This window comes from Pseudomonas sp. CLCA07 (assembly GCF_053615335.1).
This window is the reverse complement of the sequence record NZ_CM132131.1, coordinates 4,382,541-4,397,802: the sequence shown is the minus strand read 5'-3', so window position 1 is coordinate 4,397,802 and position 15,262 is coordinate 4,382,541. Positions and strand designations below refer to the sequence as shown.

15 protein-coding genes are annotated in these 15,262 nt (G+C 58.2%); 3 read left to right on the top strand and 12 right to left on the bottom strand.

The window, feature by feature from the left end:
* Positions 1-21 precede the first annotated feature (21 nt).
* Positions 22-2,589 (top strand): DNA mismatch repair protein MutS, encoded by a 2,568-nt coding sequence (gene mutS, locus ACWGZX_RS20125; RefSeq protein ID WP_452629038.1) that lies wholly within the window; start codon positions 22-24, stop codon positions 2,587-2,589.
* A 142-nt stretch (positions 2,590-2,731) separates the two neighbouring features.
* Complete coding sequence (gene fdxA / locus ACWGZX_RS20120; protein ID WP_223512321.1) at positions 2,732-3,055, top strand: ferredoxin FdxA; 324 nt, start codon at positions 2,732-2,734, stop codon at positions 3,053-3,055.
* Between the two features lie 472 nt (positions 3,056-3,527).
* Here the strand turns inward: fdxA and rpoS are convergent, their stop codons facing one another.
* The 8 genes from rpoS to ACWGZX_RS20080 all read right to left on the bottom strand — a co-directional run bounded on the left by rpoS (position 3,528) and on the right by ACWGZX_RS20080 (position 10,676).
* On the bottom strand, positions 3,528-4,538 hold the full coding sequence (gene rpoS, locus ACWGZX_RS20115; protein ID WP_223512322.1) for an RNA polymerase sigma factor RpoS: 1,011 nt from the start codon (positions 4,536-4,538) through the stop codon (positions 3,528-3,530).
* Positions 4,539-4,644: 106 nt separating this feature from the next.
* A complete protein-coding gene (locus tag ACWGZX_RS20110) occupies positions 4,645-5,502 on the bottom strand; it encodes a peptidoglycan DD-metalloendopeptidase family protein (protein WP_452625143.1) in 858 nt (285 codons plus the stop codon).
* Positions 5,503-5,713: 211 nt separating this feature from the next.
* Entirely contained in the window at positions 5,714-6,349 is a 636-nt protein-coding gene (locus ACWGZX_RS20105) for a protein-L-isoaspartate(D-aspartate) O-methyltransferase (protein ID WP_172901226.1), read from the bottom strand.
* Between the two features lie 41 nt (positions 6,350-6,390).
* Positions 6,391-7,140 (bottom strand): 5'/3'-nucleotidase SurE, encoded by a 750-nt coding sequence (gene surE, locus ACWGZX_RS20100; protein ID WP_452625142.1) that lies wholly within the window; start codon positions 7,138-7,140, stop codon positions 6,391-6,393.
* A complete protein-coding gene (truD, locus tag ACWGZX_RS20095; RefSeq protein WP_452625141.1) occupies positions 7,128-8,186 on the bottom strand; it encodes a tRNA pseudouridine(13) synthase TruD in 1,059 nt (352 codons plus the stop codon). Before truD ends, surE begins: the two co-directional genes overlap by 13 nt.
* Positions 8,183-8,656 carry a 2-C-methyl-D-erythritol 2,4-cyclodiphosphate synthase gene (gene ispF / locus ACWGZX_RS20090; protein WP_007949357.1) on the bottom strand — a complete coding sequence of 158 codons (474 nt, stop codon included), beginning with the start codon at positions 8,654-8,656 and terminating at the stop codon, positions 8,183-8,185. Before ispF ends, truD begins: the two co-directional genes overlap by 4 nt.
* Before the next feature lie 53 nt (positions 8,657-8,709).
* Entirely contained in the window at positions 8,710-9,555 is an 846-nt protein-coding gene (gene fghA, locus ACWGZX_RS20085; protein WP_452625140.1) for an S-formylglutathione hydrolase, read from the bottom strand.
* Positions 9,556-9,563: 8 nt separating this feature from the next.
* A complete protein-coding gene (locus tag ACWGZX_RS20080) occupies positions 9,564-10,676 on the bottom strand; it encodes an S-(hydroxymethyl)glutathione dehydrogenase/class III alcohol dehydrogenase (RefSeq protein ID WP_007949355.1) in 1,113 nt (370 codons plus the stop codon).
* Positions 10,677-10,783: 107 nt separating this feature from the next.
* Here ACWGZX_RS20080 and ACWGZX_RS20075 point away from each other — a divergent pair, with 107 nt between their 5' ends.
* Entirely contained in the window at positions 10,784-11,680 is an 897-nt protein-coding gene (locus tag ACWGZX_RS20075) for a LysR substrate-binding domain-containing protein (RefSeq protein WP_452625139.1), read from the top strand.
* Between the two features lie 117 nt (positions 11,681-11,797).
* Here ACWGZX_RS20075 and ispD read toward each other — a convergent pair whose 3' ends face one another.
* From ispD to kdsA, 4 genes are all read right to left on the bottom strand, one after another.
* Positions 11,798-12,505, bottom strand: coding sequence for a 2-C-methyl-D-erythritol 4-phosphate cytidylyltransferase (gene ispD / locus ACWGZX_RS20070; RefSeq protein WP_452625138.1), 708 nt, complete (start codon positions 12,503-12,505; stop codon positions 11,798-11,800).
* The gene (ftsB, locus tag ACWGZX_RS20065; protein ID WP_452625137.1) at positions 12,502-12,780 is read right to left on the bottom strand and encodes a cell division protein FtsB; all 279 of its coding nucleotides are present in this window, start codon (positions 12,778-12,780) and stop codon (positions 12,502-12,504) included. The genes ispD and ftsB overlap by 4 nt, the downstream gene beginning before the upstream one ends.
* A 172-nt stretch (positions 12,781-12,952) precedes the next feature.
* Positions 12,953-14,242: a phosphopyruvate hydratase gene (gene eno, locus ACWGZX_RS20060; protein WP_452625136.1), complete on the bottom strand. Its 1,290-nt coding sequence runs from the start codon at positions 14,240-14,242 to the stop codon at positions 12,953-12,955.
* A 172-nt stretch (positions 14,243-14,414) separates the two neighbouring features.
* Positions 14,415-15,260, bottom strand: coding sequence for a 3-deoxy-8-phosphooctulonate synthase (gene kdsA / locus ACWGZX_RS20055; protein WP_007949350.1), 846 nt, complete (start codon positions 15,258-15,260; stop codon positions 14,415-14,417).
* Between the last annotated feature and the right edge of the window lie 2 nt (positions 15,261-15,262).

Sequence of the window (15,262 nt, the reverse complement as noted above, 5' to 3'; positions counted from 1 at the left end):
GAATTTCCGATGAATAAAGCCATCTCCGATCTGTCTTCCCACACGCCAATGATGCAGCAGTACTGGCGCCTGAAGAACCAGCACCCTGACCAGCTGATGTTCTACCGCATGGGCGACTTCTACGAGATCTTCTATGAAGACGCGAAGAAAGCCGCCAAGTTGCTGGACATCACCCTGACCGCCCGTGGGCAGTCGGCGGGTCAGGCGATTCCGATGTGTGGGATTCCTTACCACGCGGCGGAAGGCTACCTGGCGAAACTGGTCAAGCTCGGCGAGTCGGTGGTGATTTGTGAGCAGGTGGGTGATCCGGCAACCAGTAAAGGGCCGGTGGATCGACAGGTGGTGCGAATCATCACGCCGGGTACGGTCAGTGATGAAGCGCTGCTGGATGAGCGCCGGGACAACCTGATCGCGGCGGTGCTGGGTGACGAGCGTCTGTTCGGCCTGGCCGTGCTGGACATCACCAGCGGCAACTTCACGGTGCTGGAAATCAAGGGCTGGGAAAACCTGCTGGCGGAACTGGAGCGGGTCAATCCGGTCGAGCTGATGATCCCGGACGACTGGCCCAAGGACCTGCCGGCGGAAAAACGTCGTGGGGTTCGTCGCCGTGCACCGTGGGATTTCGAGCGCGACTCGGCGCTGAAAAGTCTTTGTCAGCAGTTCTCTACCCAGGACCTCAAAGGCTTTGGCTGCGAGAACCTGACACTGGCCATCGGTGCCGCCGGTTGCCTGCTCAGCTACGCCAAGGAAACTCAACGCACCGCCCTGCCGCACTTGCGCAGCCTGCGTCACGAGCGCCTGGATGACACCGTGGTGCTGGACGGCGCCAGCCGTCGCAACCTGGAACTGGACACCAACCTGGCCGGTGGCCGCGACAACACCCTGCAATCGGTGGTCGATCGCTGCCAGACCGCCATGGGCAGCCGCTTGCTGACCCGTTGGTTGAACCGTCCACTGCGGGATCTGACCGTATTGCTGGCGCGCCAGACCTCGATCACGTGCCTGCTCGACGGCTACCGCTTCGAGAAACTGCAACCGCAACTCAAGGAAATCGGCGACATCGAGCGGATTCTGGCGCGGATCGGCCTGCGCAACGCGCGCCCTCGCGACCTTGCTCGTCTGCGCGATGCGCTGGGTGCGTTGCCTGAGTTGCAGGTGGCGATGACCGAGCTTGAAGCGCCGCACATCATTCAACTGGCCAAAACCACCAGCACTTATCCGGAACTGGCGGCGCTGCTGGAAAAAGCCATTATCGACAATCCGCCAGCGGTGATCCGTGACGGTGGCGTGTTGAAAACCGGCTACGACAGCGAACTCGACGATCTGCAATCGCTGAGCGAAAACGCCGGTCAGTTCCTGATTGATCTGGAAGCTCGCGAAAAAGCACGCACCGGTCTGTCGCACCTGAAAGTCGGCTACAACCGCATTCACGGTTACTTCATCGAGTTGCCGAGCAAACAGGCTGAATCCGCACCTGCTGATTACATCCGCCGCCAGACGCTGAAAGGTGCCGAGCGTTTCATTACCCCGGAACTCAAGGCGTTCGAAGACAAGGCACTGTCGGCCAAGAGCCGTGCGCTGGCCCGCGAGAAAATGCTCTATGAAGCGCTGCTCGAAGACCTGATCGGCCAATTGCCGCCGCTGCAAGACACCGCGGCTGCGCTGGCCGAGCTGGACGTATTGAGCAACCTGGCCGAACGCGCCCTGAACCTCGACCTGAACTGCCCGCGTTTCGTCAGCGAGCCCTGCATGCGCATTACCCAGGGGCGTCACCCAGTGGTCGAGCAAGTGCTGAGCACGCCGTTCGTGGCCAACGACTTGAGCCTCGACGATAACACTCGGATGCTGGTGATCACCGGCCCGAACATGGGCGGTAAATCCACCTACATGCGTCAGACCGCATTGATCGTTTTGCTCGCGCATATCGGCAGTTTCGTGCCGGCTGCCAGCTGTGAACTGTCCCTGGTGGACCGGATTTTCACCCGGATCGGCTCCAGCGATGACCTGGCTGGCGGCCGCTCGACCTTCATGGTTGAAATGAGCGAAACCGCGAACATCCTGCACAACGCCACCGAACGCAGCCTGGTGCTGATGGACGAAGTCGGTCGAGGCACCAGCACCTTCGATGGTCTGTCCCTGGCCTGGGCTGCCGCCGAGCGATTGGCGCATCTGCGTGCTTACACGCTGTTCGCCACCCACTATTTTGAGCTGACGGTGCTACCGGAGGCGCAACCGCTGGTGGCCAACGTTCACCTCAATGCCACCGAGCACAACGAACGCATCGTGTTCCTGCACCACGTGCTGCCCGGGCCTGCCAGCCAGAGTTACGGCTTGGCCGTGGCGCAATTGGCCGGTGTGCCGAGCGAAGTGATCGTGCGTGCGCGCGAGCACCTCGGTCGACTGGAAGCCACCGCCCTGCCCCATGAAGTTCCTGTGATTGCCAAGGGCAAACTGGCCGCGCCGCAGCAAAGCGACATGTTCGCCAGCCTGCCGCATCCGGTGCTGGATGATCTGGCCAAGCTGGATCTGGACGACATGACACCACGTCGTGCGCTCGAAATGCTCTATGCACTAAAGAACCGGATCTAACGCACTTGCCTACAAGCTGTTAGAATCTCGCGCGGTTTGGGATGCTGCTGGCTAATAGCCTGGCCAGCAGACTATCGCTCCCAAACCTGGCGACCCCAACGTGAAGGGGCTCCGCTGCCGCCGCCTGAGGAGAAAATTAGAAATGACCTTCGTCGTCACCGACAACTGCATCAAGTGCAAGTACACCGACTGCGTAGAAGTCTGTCCGGTGGACTGCTTTTACGAAGGCCCGAACTTCCTGGTGATCCACCCGGATGAGTGCATTGACTGCGCACTGTGCGAACCAGAATGCCCTGCCGTGGCCATCTTCTCCGAAGATGAAGTTCCGGAAGGTATGCAGGAATTCATTCAGCTGAACGTTGAACTGGCGGAAATCTGGCCCAACATCACTGAGAAGAAAGAATCGATGCCAGACGCTGAAAAGTGGGATGGCGTCAAAGGCAAGATCAAAGACCTCGAACGCTGATTTTCCGCGCGTTCCCGAAAAGGCCCCTAGCGGGCCTTTTTGCTTTTCTGAAGGTAAAAAAAGGGGCGGTTTGACCCGCCCACATTTTTCCCTATTCCCTGTGTTCCTTTTCATCGTCCTGATGAATCGCTTCCTGCGATGTCCATTCCCCTCATCCTTGAAGGGCGTGTCTGTCCGTCGACACCGTTCAGATACTAGAGAGTTCCCTACCAAGAGCAATTGGCCTGGGTCGTCAAAAACAGGTGTCATACATTCTTTATAAAATTAAATATGCATATAAATCATGTGGATAGCATGCGACCGCGTAGGAAAATGTACGACTAGCACCTTGCAAAAATAGTGAACACTTACGAAAGAGTAAGCGAAGACCTACAGCGCAAGACGACAAACCTGCGGCAATCCTCACCCACCTTACAGGCAATAAAAAACCCCGAACCAAGCGGGGTCTTTTACTGCCGATTGAGCCTGTCGCTTATTGAAACAGCGACTCACTCGACAGGCCGTTCTTCTCGAGAATCTCCCGAAGACGCTTCAGGCCTTCCACCTGAATCTGTCTGACCCGCTCCCGGGTCAGGCCGATCTCCAGGCCTACGTCTTCAAGCGTGCTGCTCTCGTGTCCGCGCAAACCGAAGCGGCGTACTACCACTTCGCGTTGTTTGTCCGTCAACTCTGACAGCCATTGATCGATGCTTTGGGACAGGTCGTCATCCTGAAGCAGCTCACAAGGGTCGGTTGGACGGTCATCAGTCAGGGTGTCCAACAGGGTTTTATCCGAATCCGGACCCAGCGAGACGTCGACCGAAGAAACCCGCTCATTCAAGCCGAGCATGCGCTTGACCTCTCCCACCGGTTTTTCCAGCAGGTTGGCGATTTCTTCGGGTGAGGGTTCGTGATCGAGTTTTTGCGTCAGCTCCCGTGCAGCCCGAAGGTACACGTTGAGCTCCTTGACCACATGGATCGGCAACCGGATGGTCCGGGTCTGATTCATGATCGCGCGCTCGATGGTCTGACGAATCCACCAGGTTGCGTAGGTCGAAAAGCGAAAGCCGCGTTCAGGGTCGAATTTCTCCACTGCCCGGATCAGGCCGAGGTTGCCCTCTTCGATCAGGTCCAGCAGCGACAGCCCACGATTGACGTAACGACGGGCGATTTTCACCACCAGCCGCAGGTTGCTTTCAATCATGCGTTTGCGCCCGGCCGGATCGCCACTTTGCGACAGACGCGCAAAATGAACTTCTTCTTCCGGGGAGAGCAATGGGGAAAAGCCGATTTCATTGAGATACAGCTGCGTGGCATCAAGTGCCCGCGTGTAATCGATGTACTTGTGTTGTTTTAGCGAAGCGGAGTGTTTGGATTTGGCACGAACGGAAGAAGGTGGAGCTGCCCCTTCATCATTCGACATCGAATCCGTCTCGATACCGGTCTCCATCAGGAGAACCTCATCGTCGATGTCAAACTCCGGCACTTCTTTACTGAGAGCCATTGTTATAGTCCTTTGGTGAGTTCGACCTCAAGCTCAAGCGACGCCTTTATCCTTGGCAACGCTGGAGCTTGTTCCCTCTACGTGACGGAACAAGCTGGCTAACAAATCAACGACGTGGCAGAAATTGCAGCGGATCTACAGGTTTACCTTGGCGGCGAATCTCAAAATGCAGTTTCACCCGGTCTGTACCCGTTGACCCCATTTCGGCAATTGTCTGTCCGACCTTGACCTGCTGCCCCTCCCGAACCAAAAGCCTGCGGTTATGTCCGTAGGCACTGACGTAGGTTTCGCTGTGTTTGATGATGACTAATTCGCCGTAGCCCCTTAAGCCACTCCCGGCGTATACCACCGTCCCATCAGACGCAGCTAAAACAGGCTGTCCCAAATCTCCGGCGATATCAATTCCTTTATTCAAACTACCGTTTGATGAGAACTTTCCAATCAAAATACCATTAGATGGCCATCCCCAGCCGGTCGGGGCGGGACCAGCAGGAGGCAACGGAGCGGGGGTCTGCTTGCTGGCGACGGACGGTGTAACCACCTCTGTAGTCGTGGTTGCGCCATTCGGCTGGCGCCGGATTACCGTGGTTTTCAGCGACGACGAAGGCGCCGAACCGGACGCATTGGCCGCCGCTGTCGGCGTTGATCCGGTGCGACCATCGAAGCGAATTATCTGACCCGGATGGATCGTATAGGGCGTAGGAATGTTGTTGCGTGCGGCGAGGGCTTTGTAGTCCCAGCCGTAGCGAAAAGCGATCGAGAACAGGGTGTCTTTTGGTCGAACGACATACTGACCTGTGGTCACTACCGGACGTTGCGGCGCAGCCTTGTTGCCTTCGACTACGCCTACGCTACTCGATTTGGTGCTGGAGCAACCGACCAGCAAGGTGCTCAAGACGAGGCCAGTCACCAGGCGCTGAAAGCTCGTTGTACTCATACGCTGCGCAATGACTGTGAGACTCACCCGCCGCTCCCTCTGTGGTGGCTGAAATTGTGGATTGCCGTGTTCCGGCTCGAGATGTCGCAAGTATAACGGGCCGAACAGGCTTTACCTTTAATGAAGCAAAATCGCTCCGCGCACACGTTTGCCTACTGACGATAAATACCGTTTAACCAATCGATGCCGCTGTAAGACACGGCCAATCGAAGAGAATTCAGCGCATAAAAACAAATGCTCAGGCCAGTGGCCCGTTGAGCAATGGCACGAAACGCACCGCCCCCAGAACACGTCGGGAAAAGCCTTGTTCTTCTCGGATGATCAGCATCAATTGCTGCACCTCACCGGAGCCGACCGGGATCACCAGTCGCCCCCCCGGAGCCAACTGATCGAGCAACGCCTGGGGCACATCAGTGGCCACTGCCGTGACGATGATGCCGTTGTAAGGCGCCAAAGCTGGCCAGCCCTCCCAACCATCGCCCCAACGAAACACCACGTTGCGCAGGTTCAGTTCCACCAGGCGCTCCTTGGCCCGGTCCTGCAAAACCTTGATGCGCTCTACGGAAAACACCCGCTCGACCAACTGTGACAGCACGGCCGTCTGGTAGCCCGAGCCGGTACCAATCTCCATCACCTTGTCCAAGGGACCTGCCTCCAGCAGCAACTCGCTCATGCGAGCCACCATATAAGGCTGGGAGATGGTCTGGTTATGCCCGATCGGCAACGCCGTGTCTTCGTAGGCGCGGTGGGCCAGCGCCTCGTCAACGAACAGGTGGCGCGGTGTCCGGCGAATGACTTCCAGCACCTTGGCGTTGGAAACGCCCTCTTCATACAGGCGCTGAATAAGGCGCTCGCGAGTCCGTTGAGAGGTCATCCCAATGCCACGGCGCAACATATCGTCATGTTCACGAGTCATTAGCGCAGCCCCTCCAGCCAGCCATCGAGACTTCTGAAGGCATCATTGAAGGTGCGATCCAGTTGCAGCGGTGTGATTGAAACGTAGCCCTGCATGACTGCATGGAAGTCGGTGCCCGGGCCGCCATCTTCTGCATCCCCCGCGGCGGCGATCCAGTAACCGGATTTGCCCCGCGGATCGACCACCTTCATCGGCGCCGCAGCGCGTGCGCGATGCCCAAGGCGTGTCAGCTGAATACCGCGGATATGGTCCAGCGGCAAATTGGGAATGTTCACATTCAGTACCGTGCGCGGCGGCAGGTCGAGATCGCCATGGGCTTCGACCAGCTTGCGTGCAAAGTAGGCGGCTGTGGGAAGGTTCTCTACTTGGCGTGAGGCCAACGAAAATGCAAACGAAGGACGCTCAAGGAAGCGCCCTTCGAGGGCGGCCGCCACAGTGCCGGAATACAACACGTCATCGCCCAGGTTAGCGCCGAGGTTGATCCCCGAGACGACCATGTCCGGTTCGTGTTCCAGCAAGCCGTTCAGGCCCAGGTGCACGCAATCGGTGGGTGTGCCGTTCAAGCTGATGAAGCCATTGGTCAGCGTTTGCGGGTGCAACGGACGGTCGAGCGTAAGCGAGCTGCTGGCGCCGCTTTTGTCCTGGTCCGGGGCGATAACCACACACTCGGTGTAATCCGCCAGCGCAGCATAAAGCGCGGCGAGACCGGGTGCAGTTACCCCATCGTCATTAGAAATCAGAATACGCATGGGCTGTCCGTCTGCCCCACCGGCACCAGATCAACGAGCTCGCGCACCAATACGGTGGCAAAGCATCCGGCCGGGAGGACGAATTCCAGTTGCAGAATGTCAGGCTCGGGATAATGCCACGTCAACCCTCCAATGGGCAGCCGCAGGATGCGACGTTCGTGACTCATACCGGCGTTAATCAACCAATCACGCAAGTCCGCTTCGCGAGCGGCGATGTCCTGCTCCAGTACATGGACAGCGCCGGTCGCTGGCGAGTCACCTTCGCCCCACTGCGGGCCGGTCGGGTGCAGATCGAGAATCGCCAGTCGCGGGTCGCTGCATTCCGCTTCACCGGCCGGAAAGAAACTGCGGCTGTCGGTGAAGGCCAGCAGATCGCCGACCTGAGCACGCTGCCAACTGCCATCGGCAACCCGTGCAGCCAACACCTGATTGAATAGAAAACTGCGTGCCGTGGAGAGCAGACGCGAGCGCACGTTGCGCTGCTCCGGCAACGCTTTGCGCGCCGCCCACGCACGGGCATCGACGACGTTACCGCCGTCAAAGCCGAAACGCTGGGCGCCGAAATAATTGGGAATACCTTGCTTGGCAATCAATTGAAGCCGCTCTTCAATCGCCGCTTTGTCACCAGCGAATTGCGTCAGGCGCAAGGTGAAGCCATTGGCCGAGTGAGCACCGCGTTGCAGCTTGCGTTTGTGTCGACCGGTCTTGAGGATTTTCAGTGTGTCGTTTTCCGCCGCCGACAAATCCGGGTCAGCCTTTCCCGGCAGTTGCACGCTGAACCATTGGCGCGTCAGCGCCTGACGATCCTTGAGCCCGGCATAACTGACGGTGCGCAATGGCACGCCCGCCGCCTTGGCGATCCGCCGTGCCGCTTCCTCGGTATTGAGACCGCGCTTTTCCACCCAGATCCACAAATGCTCGCCATCACCGCTGAGGGGGATGTTGAGCACTTCATCGACCTGAAAATCTTCTGCCGTGGCTTTCAGAACAGCAGTGCCAAGCGCCTCGCCATAGGCCCGCGGGCCGAGCAATTGCGATTCGTTCATGCGCGCAGCAACAAGGCAACGGAGTGCACGGCAATGCCTTCTTCGCGACCGACAAAGCCAAGCTTTTCGGTGGTGGTAGCTTTCACGTTCACTTGATCCAACTCAACTTGAAGATCCGCGGCAATCAGCGCGCGCATCGATTCGATATGCGGGGCCATTTTCGGCGCTTGGGCGACGATGGTGTTATCAACGTTGCCGACTTTCCAGCCTTTGGCGTGAATCAGCGCGACGACGTGGCGCAGCAGCCCCCGGCTGTCAGCACCCTTGAATGTCGGATCGGTGTCCGGGAAATGCTTGCCGATATCACCCAACGCGGCCGCGCCGAGCAAAGCATCGCTCAAGGCGTGCAGCAGGACGTCACCGTCGGAGTGAGCGAGCAGCCCGAAGCCGTGTGCAATGCGCACGCCGCCCAGAGTAATGAAATCGCCTTCAGCGAAACGGTGCACATCATAGCCGTGGCCAATACGCATAAAAAAACGCCCCGATTTTTGTCAGGGCGTGATTCTACCTGCTTTGTCAGTCATTAGGCGCTTAGTGCACGTCCATGATGTTGCAAGTGGTCGTCGATGAAACTGGCGATGAAGAAATAGCTGTGGTCGTAGCCCGGTTGCAGGCGCAACGTCAGTGGATGGCTCGCCAGTTTGGCGGCCTGTTGCAAGGCTTCCGGCTTGAGCTGGGTCGCAAGAAAATCATCACGATCGCCTTGATCGACCAGCAGCGGCAGCTTCTCTTCGGCCTCGGCGATCAGGGCGCAAGCATCCCATTCCCGCCACTTCGAACGGTCCTCTCCCAGGTAACGAGAGAAGGCCTTCTGACCCCACGGGCAGTCCATCGGATTGTTGATCGGCGAGAACGCCGACACCGACTGATAACGACCCGGATTGCGCAAGGCGCAGACCAGCGCGCCATGGCCGCCCATGGAGTGACCACTGATGCCACGCTTGTCCGACGCGGGGAAATGGGCCTCGACCAATGCTGGCAATTCCTGCACCACATAGTCATGCATCCGATAGTGCCGTGACCAAGGCTCTTGGGTAGCATTCAGATAAAACCCGGCGCCGAGGCCGAAGTCCCAAGCGCCGTCTGGATCACCCGGCACATCGGGACCGCGCGGACTGGTGTCCGGCGCAATGATGATCAGCCCCAACTCAGCCGCCATGCGCATGGCCCCGGCCTTTTGCATGAAGTTCTCGTCTGTGCAGGTCAGGCCGGACAACCAATACAGCACAGGCAGCTTGCCGCCCTGCTCCGCTTGCGGCGGCAGGTACACGGCAAACACCATGTCGCAGCCGAGCACGTCGGAGCGATGCCGGTAGCGCTTGTGCCAGCCGCCGAAGCTTTTCTGGCAGGAGATATTTTCCAGGCTCATGACCGACCTCAGAAATGAATGACGGAACGGATGCTTTTGCCTTCGTGCATCAGGTCGAACGCCTTGTTGATATCTTCCAGACCCATGGTGTGGGTGATGAACGTATCCAGCGGGATTTCGCCAGTTGCGGCCATTTCGACGTAGCTTGGCAACTCGGTACGGCCGCGCACACCGCCGAACGCCGAACCGCGCCAGACGCGACCGGTGACCAGCTGGAATGGACGGGTGGCGATTTCCTGACCGGCACCGGCGACACCGATGATCACCGACTCTCCCCAGCCTTTGTGACAGCACTCAAGTGCAGCGCGCATCAATTGCACATTGCCGATGCACTCGAAGGAAAAGTCGACGCCGCCATCGGTCATGTCGACGATGACTTCCTGGATCGGACGATCGAAGTCTTTCGGGTTCACACAATCGGTTGCACCCAGCTGCTTGGCGATCTCGAATTTGGCCGGGTTGATGTCGATGGCAATGATGCGTGCAGCCTTGGCTTTTACCGCGCCAATGACCGCCGACAGACCAATGCCGCCGAGGCCGAAAATGGCCACGGTATCACCAGGTTTCACCTTGGCCGTATTGAGCACCGCGCCAATACCGGTGGTGACACCGCAGCCCAGCAGGCAGACTTTTTCCAGCGGCGCTTCTTTAGCAATCTTGGCGACGGAAATTTCCGGCAACACGGTGTATTCGGAAAACGTCGAAGTGCCCATGTAGTGGAAAATCGGCTGGCCCTTGTAGGAAAAGCGCGAAGTGCCATCTGGCATCAAACCTTTGCCCTGGGTCGCGCGAATCGCCTGACACAGGTTGGTTTTGCCCGACAGACAGAATTTGCACTGACGGCATTCCGGGGTGTACAGCGGGATCACATGATCGCCCACTGCCACCGACGTCACGCCCTCGCCAATCGCCTCAACCACCGCACCGCCTTCATGACCGAGAATCGACGGGAAGATGCCTTCCGGGTCAGCGCCCGACAGGGTGTAGGCATCGGTATGGCAAACACCGGAGGCAACCACACGCAGCAAAACTTCACCGGCCTTGGGCATGGCAACATCGACTTCGACGATCTCGAGGGGTTTCTTGGCCTCGAAGGCAACGGCAGCGCGCGACTTGATCATGTGGATTCTCCAGTGAATAAAAACGAGACAGAGAGTGTAATACAGCGCCTTACGATGAATAATCCGGACAAAAGCAAAACATTATTGCCATACAGGGATAATCATCGATGTCCGAGAGCCGCTGGGAAGGGATCGACGAATTCGTCGCCGTGGCCGAATGCAGCCAATTCACGGCCGCTGCCGAACGCCTTGGGGTTTCTTCCTCTCACATCAGTCGACAAATCGTACGCCTTGAAGAGCGCCTTCAGACCCGCCTTCTTTACCGCAGCACCCGTCGTGTGACGCTGACGGAAGCCGGGCAAACCTTCTTGCAACATTGCCAGCGCCTGCAAGACGGCCGAGAAGAAGCCTTGCGAGCGGTCGGCGACCTGACCAGCGAACCCAAAGGCATGCTGCGCATGACCTGCGCCGTGGCGTACGGCGAGCGATTCATCGTGCCGCTGGTAACGCGCTTCATGGGGCTCTACCCGCAACTGCGTGTCGACATCGAATTGAGCAACCGCCCGCTCGACCTAGTGCATGAAGGCCTGGACCTGGCGATCCGTCTTGGTCGCCTGCAAGATTCGAGACTGGTTGCCACACGCCTGGCACCACGACGCATGTATCTGTGCGCATCACCGTCCTACCTGGAACGCTATGGTCGGCCACACAGCTTGTCGGAACTGAGCCGCCACAATTGCCTCATCGGCAGCTCGGACCTGTGGCAACTGGAACAGAACGGGCGGGAATTTTCGCAGCGGGTCCAGGGAAACTGGCGCTGCAACAGTGGGCAAGCGGTGCTGGATGCCGCGCTACAGGGAGTGGGGTTGTGTCAGTTGCCGGACTATTACGTGCTGGAGCATTTGAAAAGCGGCGCATTGATTTCACTGCTGGAGGCGCATCAACCGCCGAATACCGCTGTTTGGGCGCTTTATCCGCAGCAACGGCATCTGTCGCCCAAGGTGCGCAAGTTGGTGGATTATTTGAAGGAGGGGTTGGCGTTAAGGTCGGAGTACAGGGTGTGAAGGTTTGAAGATCAAAAGATCGCAGCCTCGTTTCACTCGACAGCTCCTACAAGATCAAGATATTGCGGTGAATACGGACAATGTAGGAGCTGTCGAGTGAAACGAGGCTGCGAACGTTTACCGACGGTTCGCCCAGCGCTGACGCAACCATTCGAGGTCTTCCGGACGCGTAACCTTGAGGTTGTCGGACCGGCCTTCAATCAGACGCGGCGACATGCCTGCCCATTCCATCGCTGATGCTTCATCGGTAACGACCGCATCCGCCACCAGACTGTCCGCCAACGCCCGATGGAGCGCGCCAAGGCGAAACATCTGCGGCGTATAAGCCTGCCAGATCACGCTGCGGTCTACGGTTTCGACGACACGACCGTGCTTGTTGACCCGCTTGAGGGTGTCGCGTGCCGGAACCGCCAGCAAACCGCCGACGGGATCATCAGCCAGTTCGCTCAGCAACTTGTCCAGATCATCACGGCTCAGATTGGGCCGCGCGGCGTCGTGAACCAGCACCCAGTCTTCATCGTCAGCACCCAACGCATGCAAATGCAGCAACGCATTGAGCACGGACCCGGAACGCTCGTCGCCGCCATCAACCCGCTGAATTCGCGAATCGGCAGCGCAGGCCAGGTTCGGCCAATAAGGATCATCAACAGCAAGACTGACCACCACCCCCTTCAGGGAAGGATGATCAAGGAAACAGCCGAGGCTGTGTTCGAGAATAGTGCGTCCGCCCAGTTGCAGGTATTGCTTGGGACGGTCTGCAGCCATACGGGCACCAACGCCCGCAGCAGGAATCACGGCCCAGAAGGCCGGTAATGAGGAGTTCATTGAGCCAACTGGTAAAGGGTTTCGCCGTCCTTGACCATGCCCAGCTCATGGCGAGCCCGTTCTTCAACGGTCTCCATACCTTTTTTCAGCTCGCTGACTTCGGCGTCCATGACCCGATTGCGCTCCAGCAACCCTTCGTTCTCAGCCTGTTGATCCTTGATCTGCTGAGTCAGCTCAGCCACTTGCGCCAGACTGCCATTACCCACCCACAGGCGGTATTGCAGGCCAGCCAGCAACAAGAGCAAGACGAGGAACAACCAATTGGGACTGCGCATCGAATATCAGGTTTCCAGTGAAAAAAGACAGCCATGCAAAAACTTTGAAGCTTCTGATAGCACGAAGCCTGGAAGAACCAGGCTTCGTGCTGATAAGGCATCAGATTAGTGGCAAATTGATCGCTGTAGCGATTTTTTCGACACAATCCGGTGTCTTTTTACCATGTAGCAATTAACCGCGGAACTCGCTGCGGCCGTTGTACTTGGCTTTACCGTTCAACTGCTCTTCGATACGCAGCAGTTGGTTGTATTTGGAAACGCGGTCCGAACGGCACAGGGAACCGGTTTTGATCTGGCCAGCCGACGTGCCCACAGCCAGGTCGGCGATGGTCGAATCTTCGGTTTCACCGGAGCGGTGCGAGATCACAGCCGTGTAACCAGCGGCCTTGGCCATCTGGATGGCTTCCAGGGTTTCGGTCAGGGTGCCGATCTGGTTGAACTTGATCAGGATCGAGTTGGCGATCTTTTTATCGATGCCTTCTTTCAGGATCTTGGTGTTGGTCACGAACAGGTCGTCGCCAACCAATTGGACTTTCTCGCCGATTTTGTCGGTGAGGATTTTCCAGCCAGCCCAGTCGGACTCGTCCAGGCCGTCTTCGATCGAGATGATCGGATAACGCTCGGTCAGACCTTTCAGGTAGTCAGCGAAACCTTCAGCGGTGAACACCTGGCCTTCGCCGGACAGGTTGTACTTGCCGTCTTCGTAGAACTCGCTAGCGGCGCAGTCCAGTGCCAGGGTCACGTCGGTGCCCAGCTTGTAACCGGCGTTGGCCACGGCTTCGGAGATCACTTTCAAAGCGTCTTCGTTGGAGGCCAGGTTCGGTGCGAAACCACCTTCGTCACCAACAGCAGTGCTCAGGCCACGGGCCTTCAGCACAGCTTTGAGGTGATGGAAAATCTCGGTGCCCATGCGCAGACCTTCCGAGAAAGACTTGGCGCCAACCGGCTGAACCATGAATTCCTGGATGTCGACGTTGTTATCGGCGTGCTCGCCACCGTTGATGATGTTCATCATCGGAACCGGCATCGAGTAAACACCCGGGGTGCCGTTCAGGTTGGCGATGTGAGCGTACAGCGGCAGGTCCTGGTCCTGTGCTGCTGCCTTGGCCGCAGCCAGGGAAACGGCGAGGATCGCGTTGGCGCCCAGGGAGCCTTTGTTTTCGGTACCGTCGAGCTTGATCATCGCGTGATCCAGCGCTTTCTGGTCGCTTGGGTCCATGCCTTTCAACAGGTCACGGATCGGACCGTTGATGTTGGCGACGGCTTTGAGCACGCCTTTGCCCAGGTAACGGCTCTTGTCGCCATCACGCAGCTCGAGCGCTTCACGCGAGCCAGTGGAAGCACCGGACGGCGCGCAGGCGCTGCCGATGATGCCGTTATCGAGAAGCACATCCGCTTCCACGGTGGGATTGCCACGGGAGTCGAGAACTTCACGACCTTTGATGTCGACGATTTTTGCCATTGTTGTAAACACTCCAAAGTTGACGAAAACGCTTTGTACCGCTCGATTTATAACTTGTGGGTCATATTGCTTTTGGCAGGCGCTGGCTTGCCAGCGAAGGCGACCTCGAAATCGCTGCGAGACTTGAGGGCCTCTTCGCTGGCAAGCCAGCTCCTACACGGTGAAATGAAGTTTACGCGGTTTCTACCGTCGGAAAACTCTTCACCAGTTCGTCCAAAGCTTTGAGCTGGGCCAGAAATGGCTCCAGTTTGTCCAGACGCAAGGCGCAAGGGCCGTCGCATTTGGCGTTGTCCGGGTCTGGGTGGGCTTCGAGGAACAAGCCGGCCAGGGACTGGCTCATGCCAGCCTTGGCCAGGTCAGTCACCTGGGCACGACGACCACCGGCGGAATCGGAGCGACCACCGGGCATTTGCAGCGCGTGGGTCACGTCGAAGAACACCGGGTATTCGAACTGCTTCATGATGCCGAAGCCGAGCATGTCGACGACCAGGTTGTTGTAGCCAAAGCTCGAACCACGTTCGCAGAGGATCAACTGATCGTTGCCCGCTTCCACGCACTTGCTCAGGATGTGTTTCATCTCGTGCGGTGCGAGGAACTGGGCTTTCTTGATGTTGATCACCGCGCCGGTCTTGGCCATCGCGACCACGAGGTCGGTCTGGCGCGACAGGAACGCCGGCAACTGAATGATGTCGCAGACTTCAGCGACGACCGCGGCCTGATCAGGCTCGTGGACGTCGGTGATGATCGGCACGCCGAAGGCTTGCTTGATGTCCTGGAAAATGCGCATGCCCTCTTCCAGGCCGGGGCCACGGTAAGAGGTCACGGAGGAACGGTTGGCCTTGTCGAAGCTGGCCTTGAACACATAAGGGATACCGAGTTTCTCGGTGACCTTTACATACTCTTCGCAGACCTGCATCGCCATGTCGCGGCTTTCCAGCACGTTCATGCCACCGAACAGCACCATTGGCTTGTCGTTGGCAATCTCGATATCGCCTACGCGGATGATTTTCTGCGCCATCA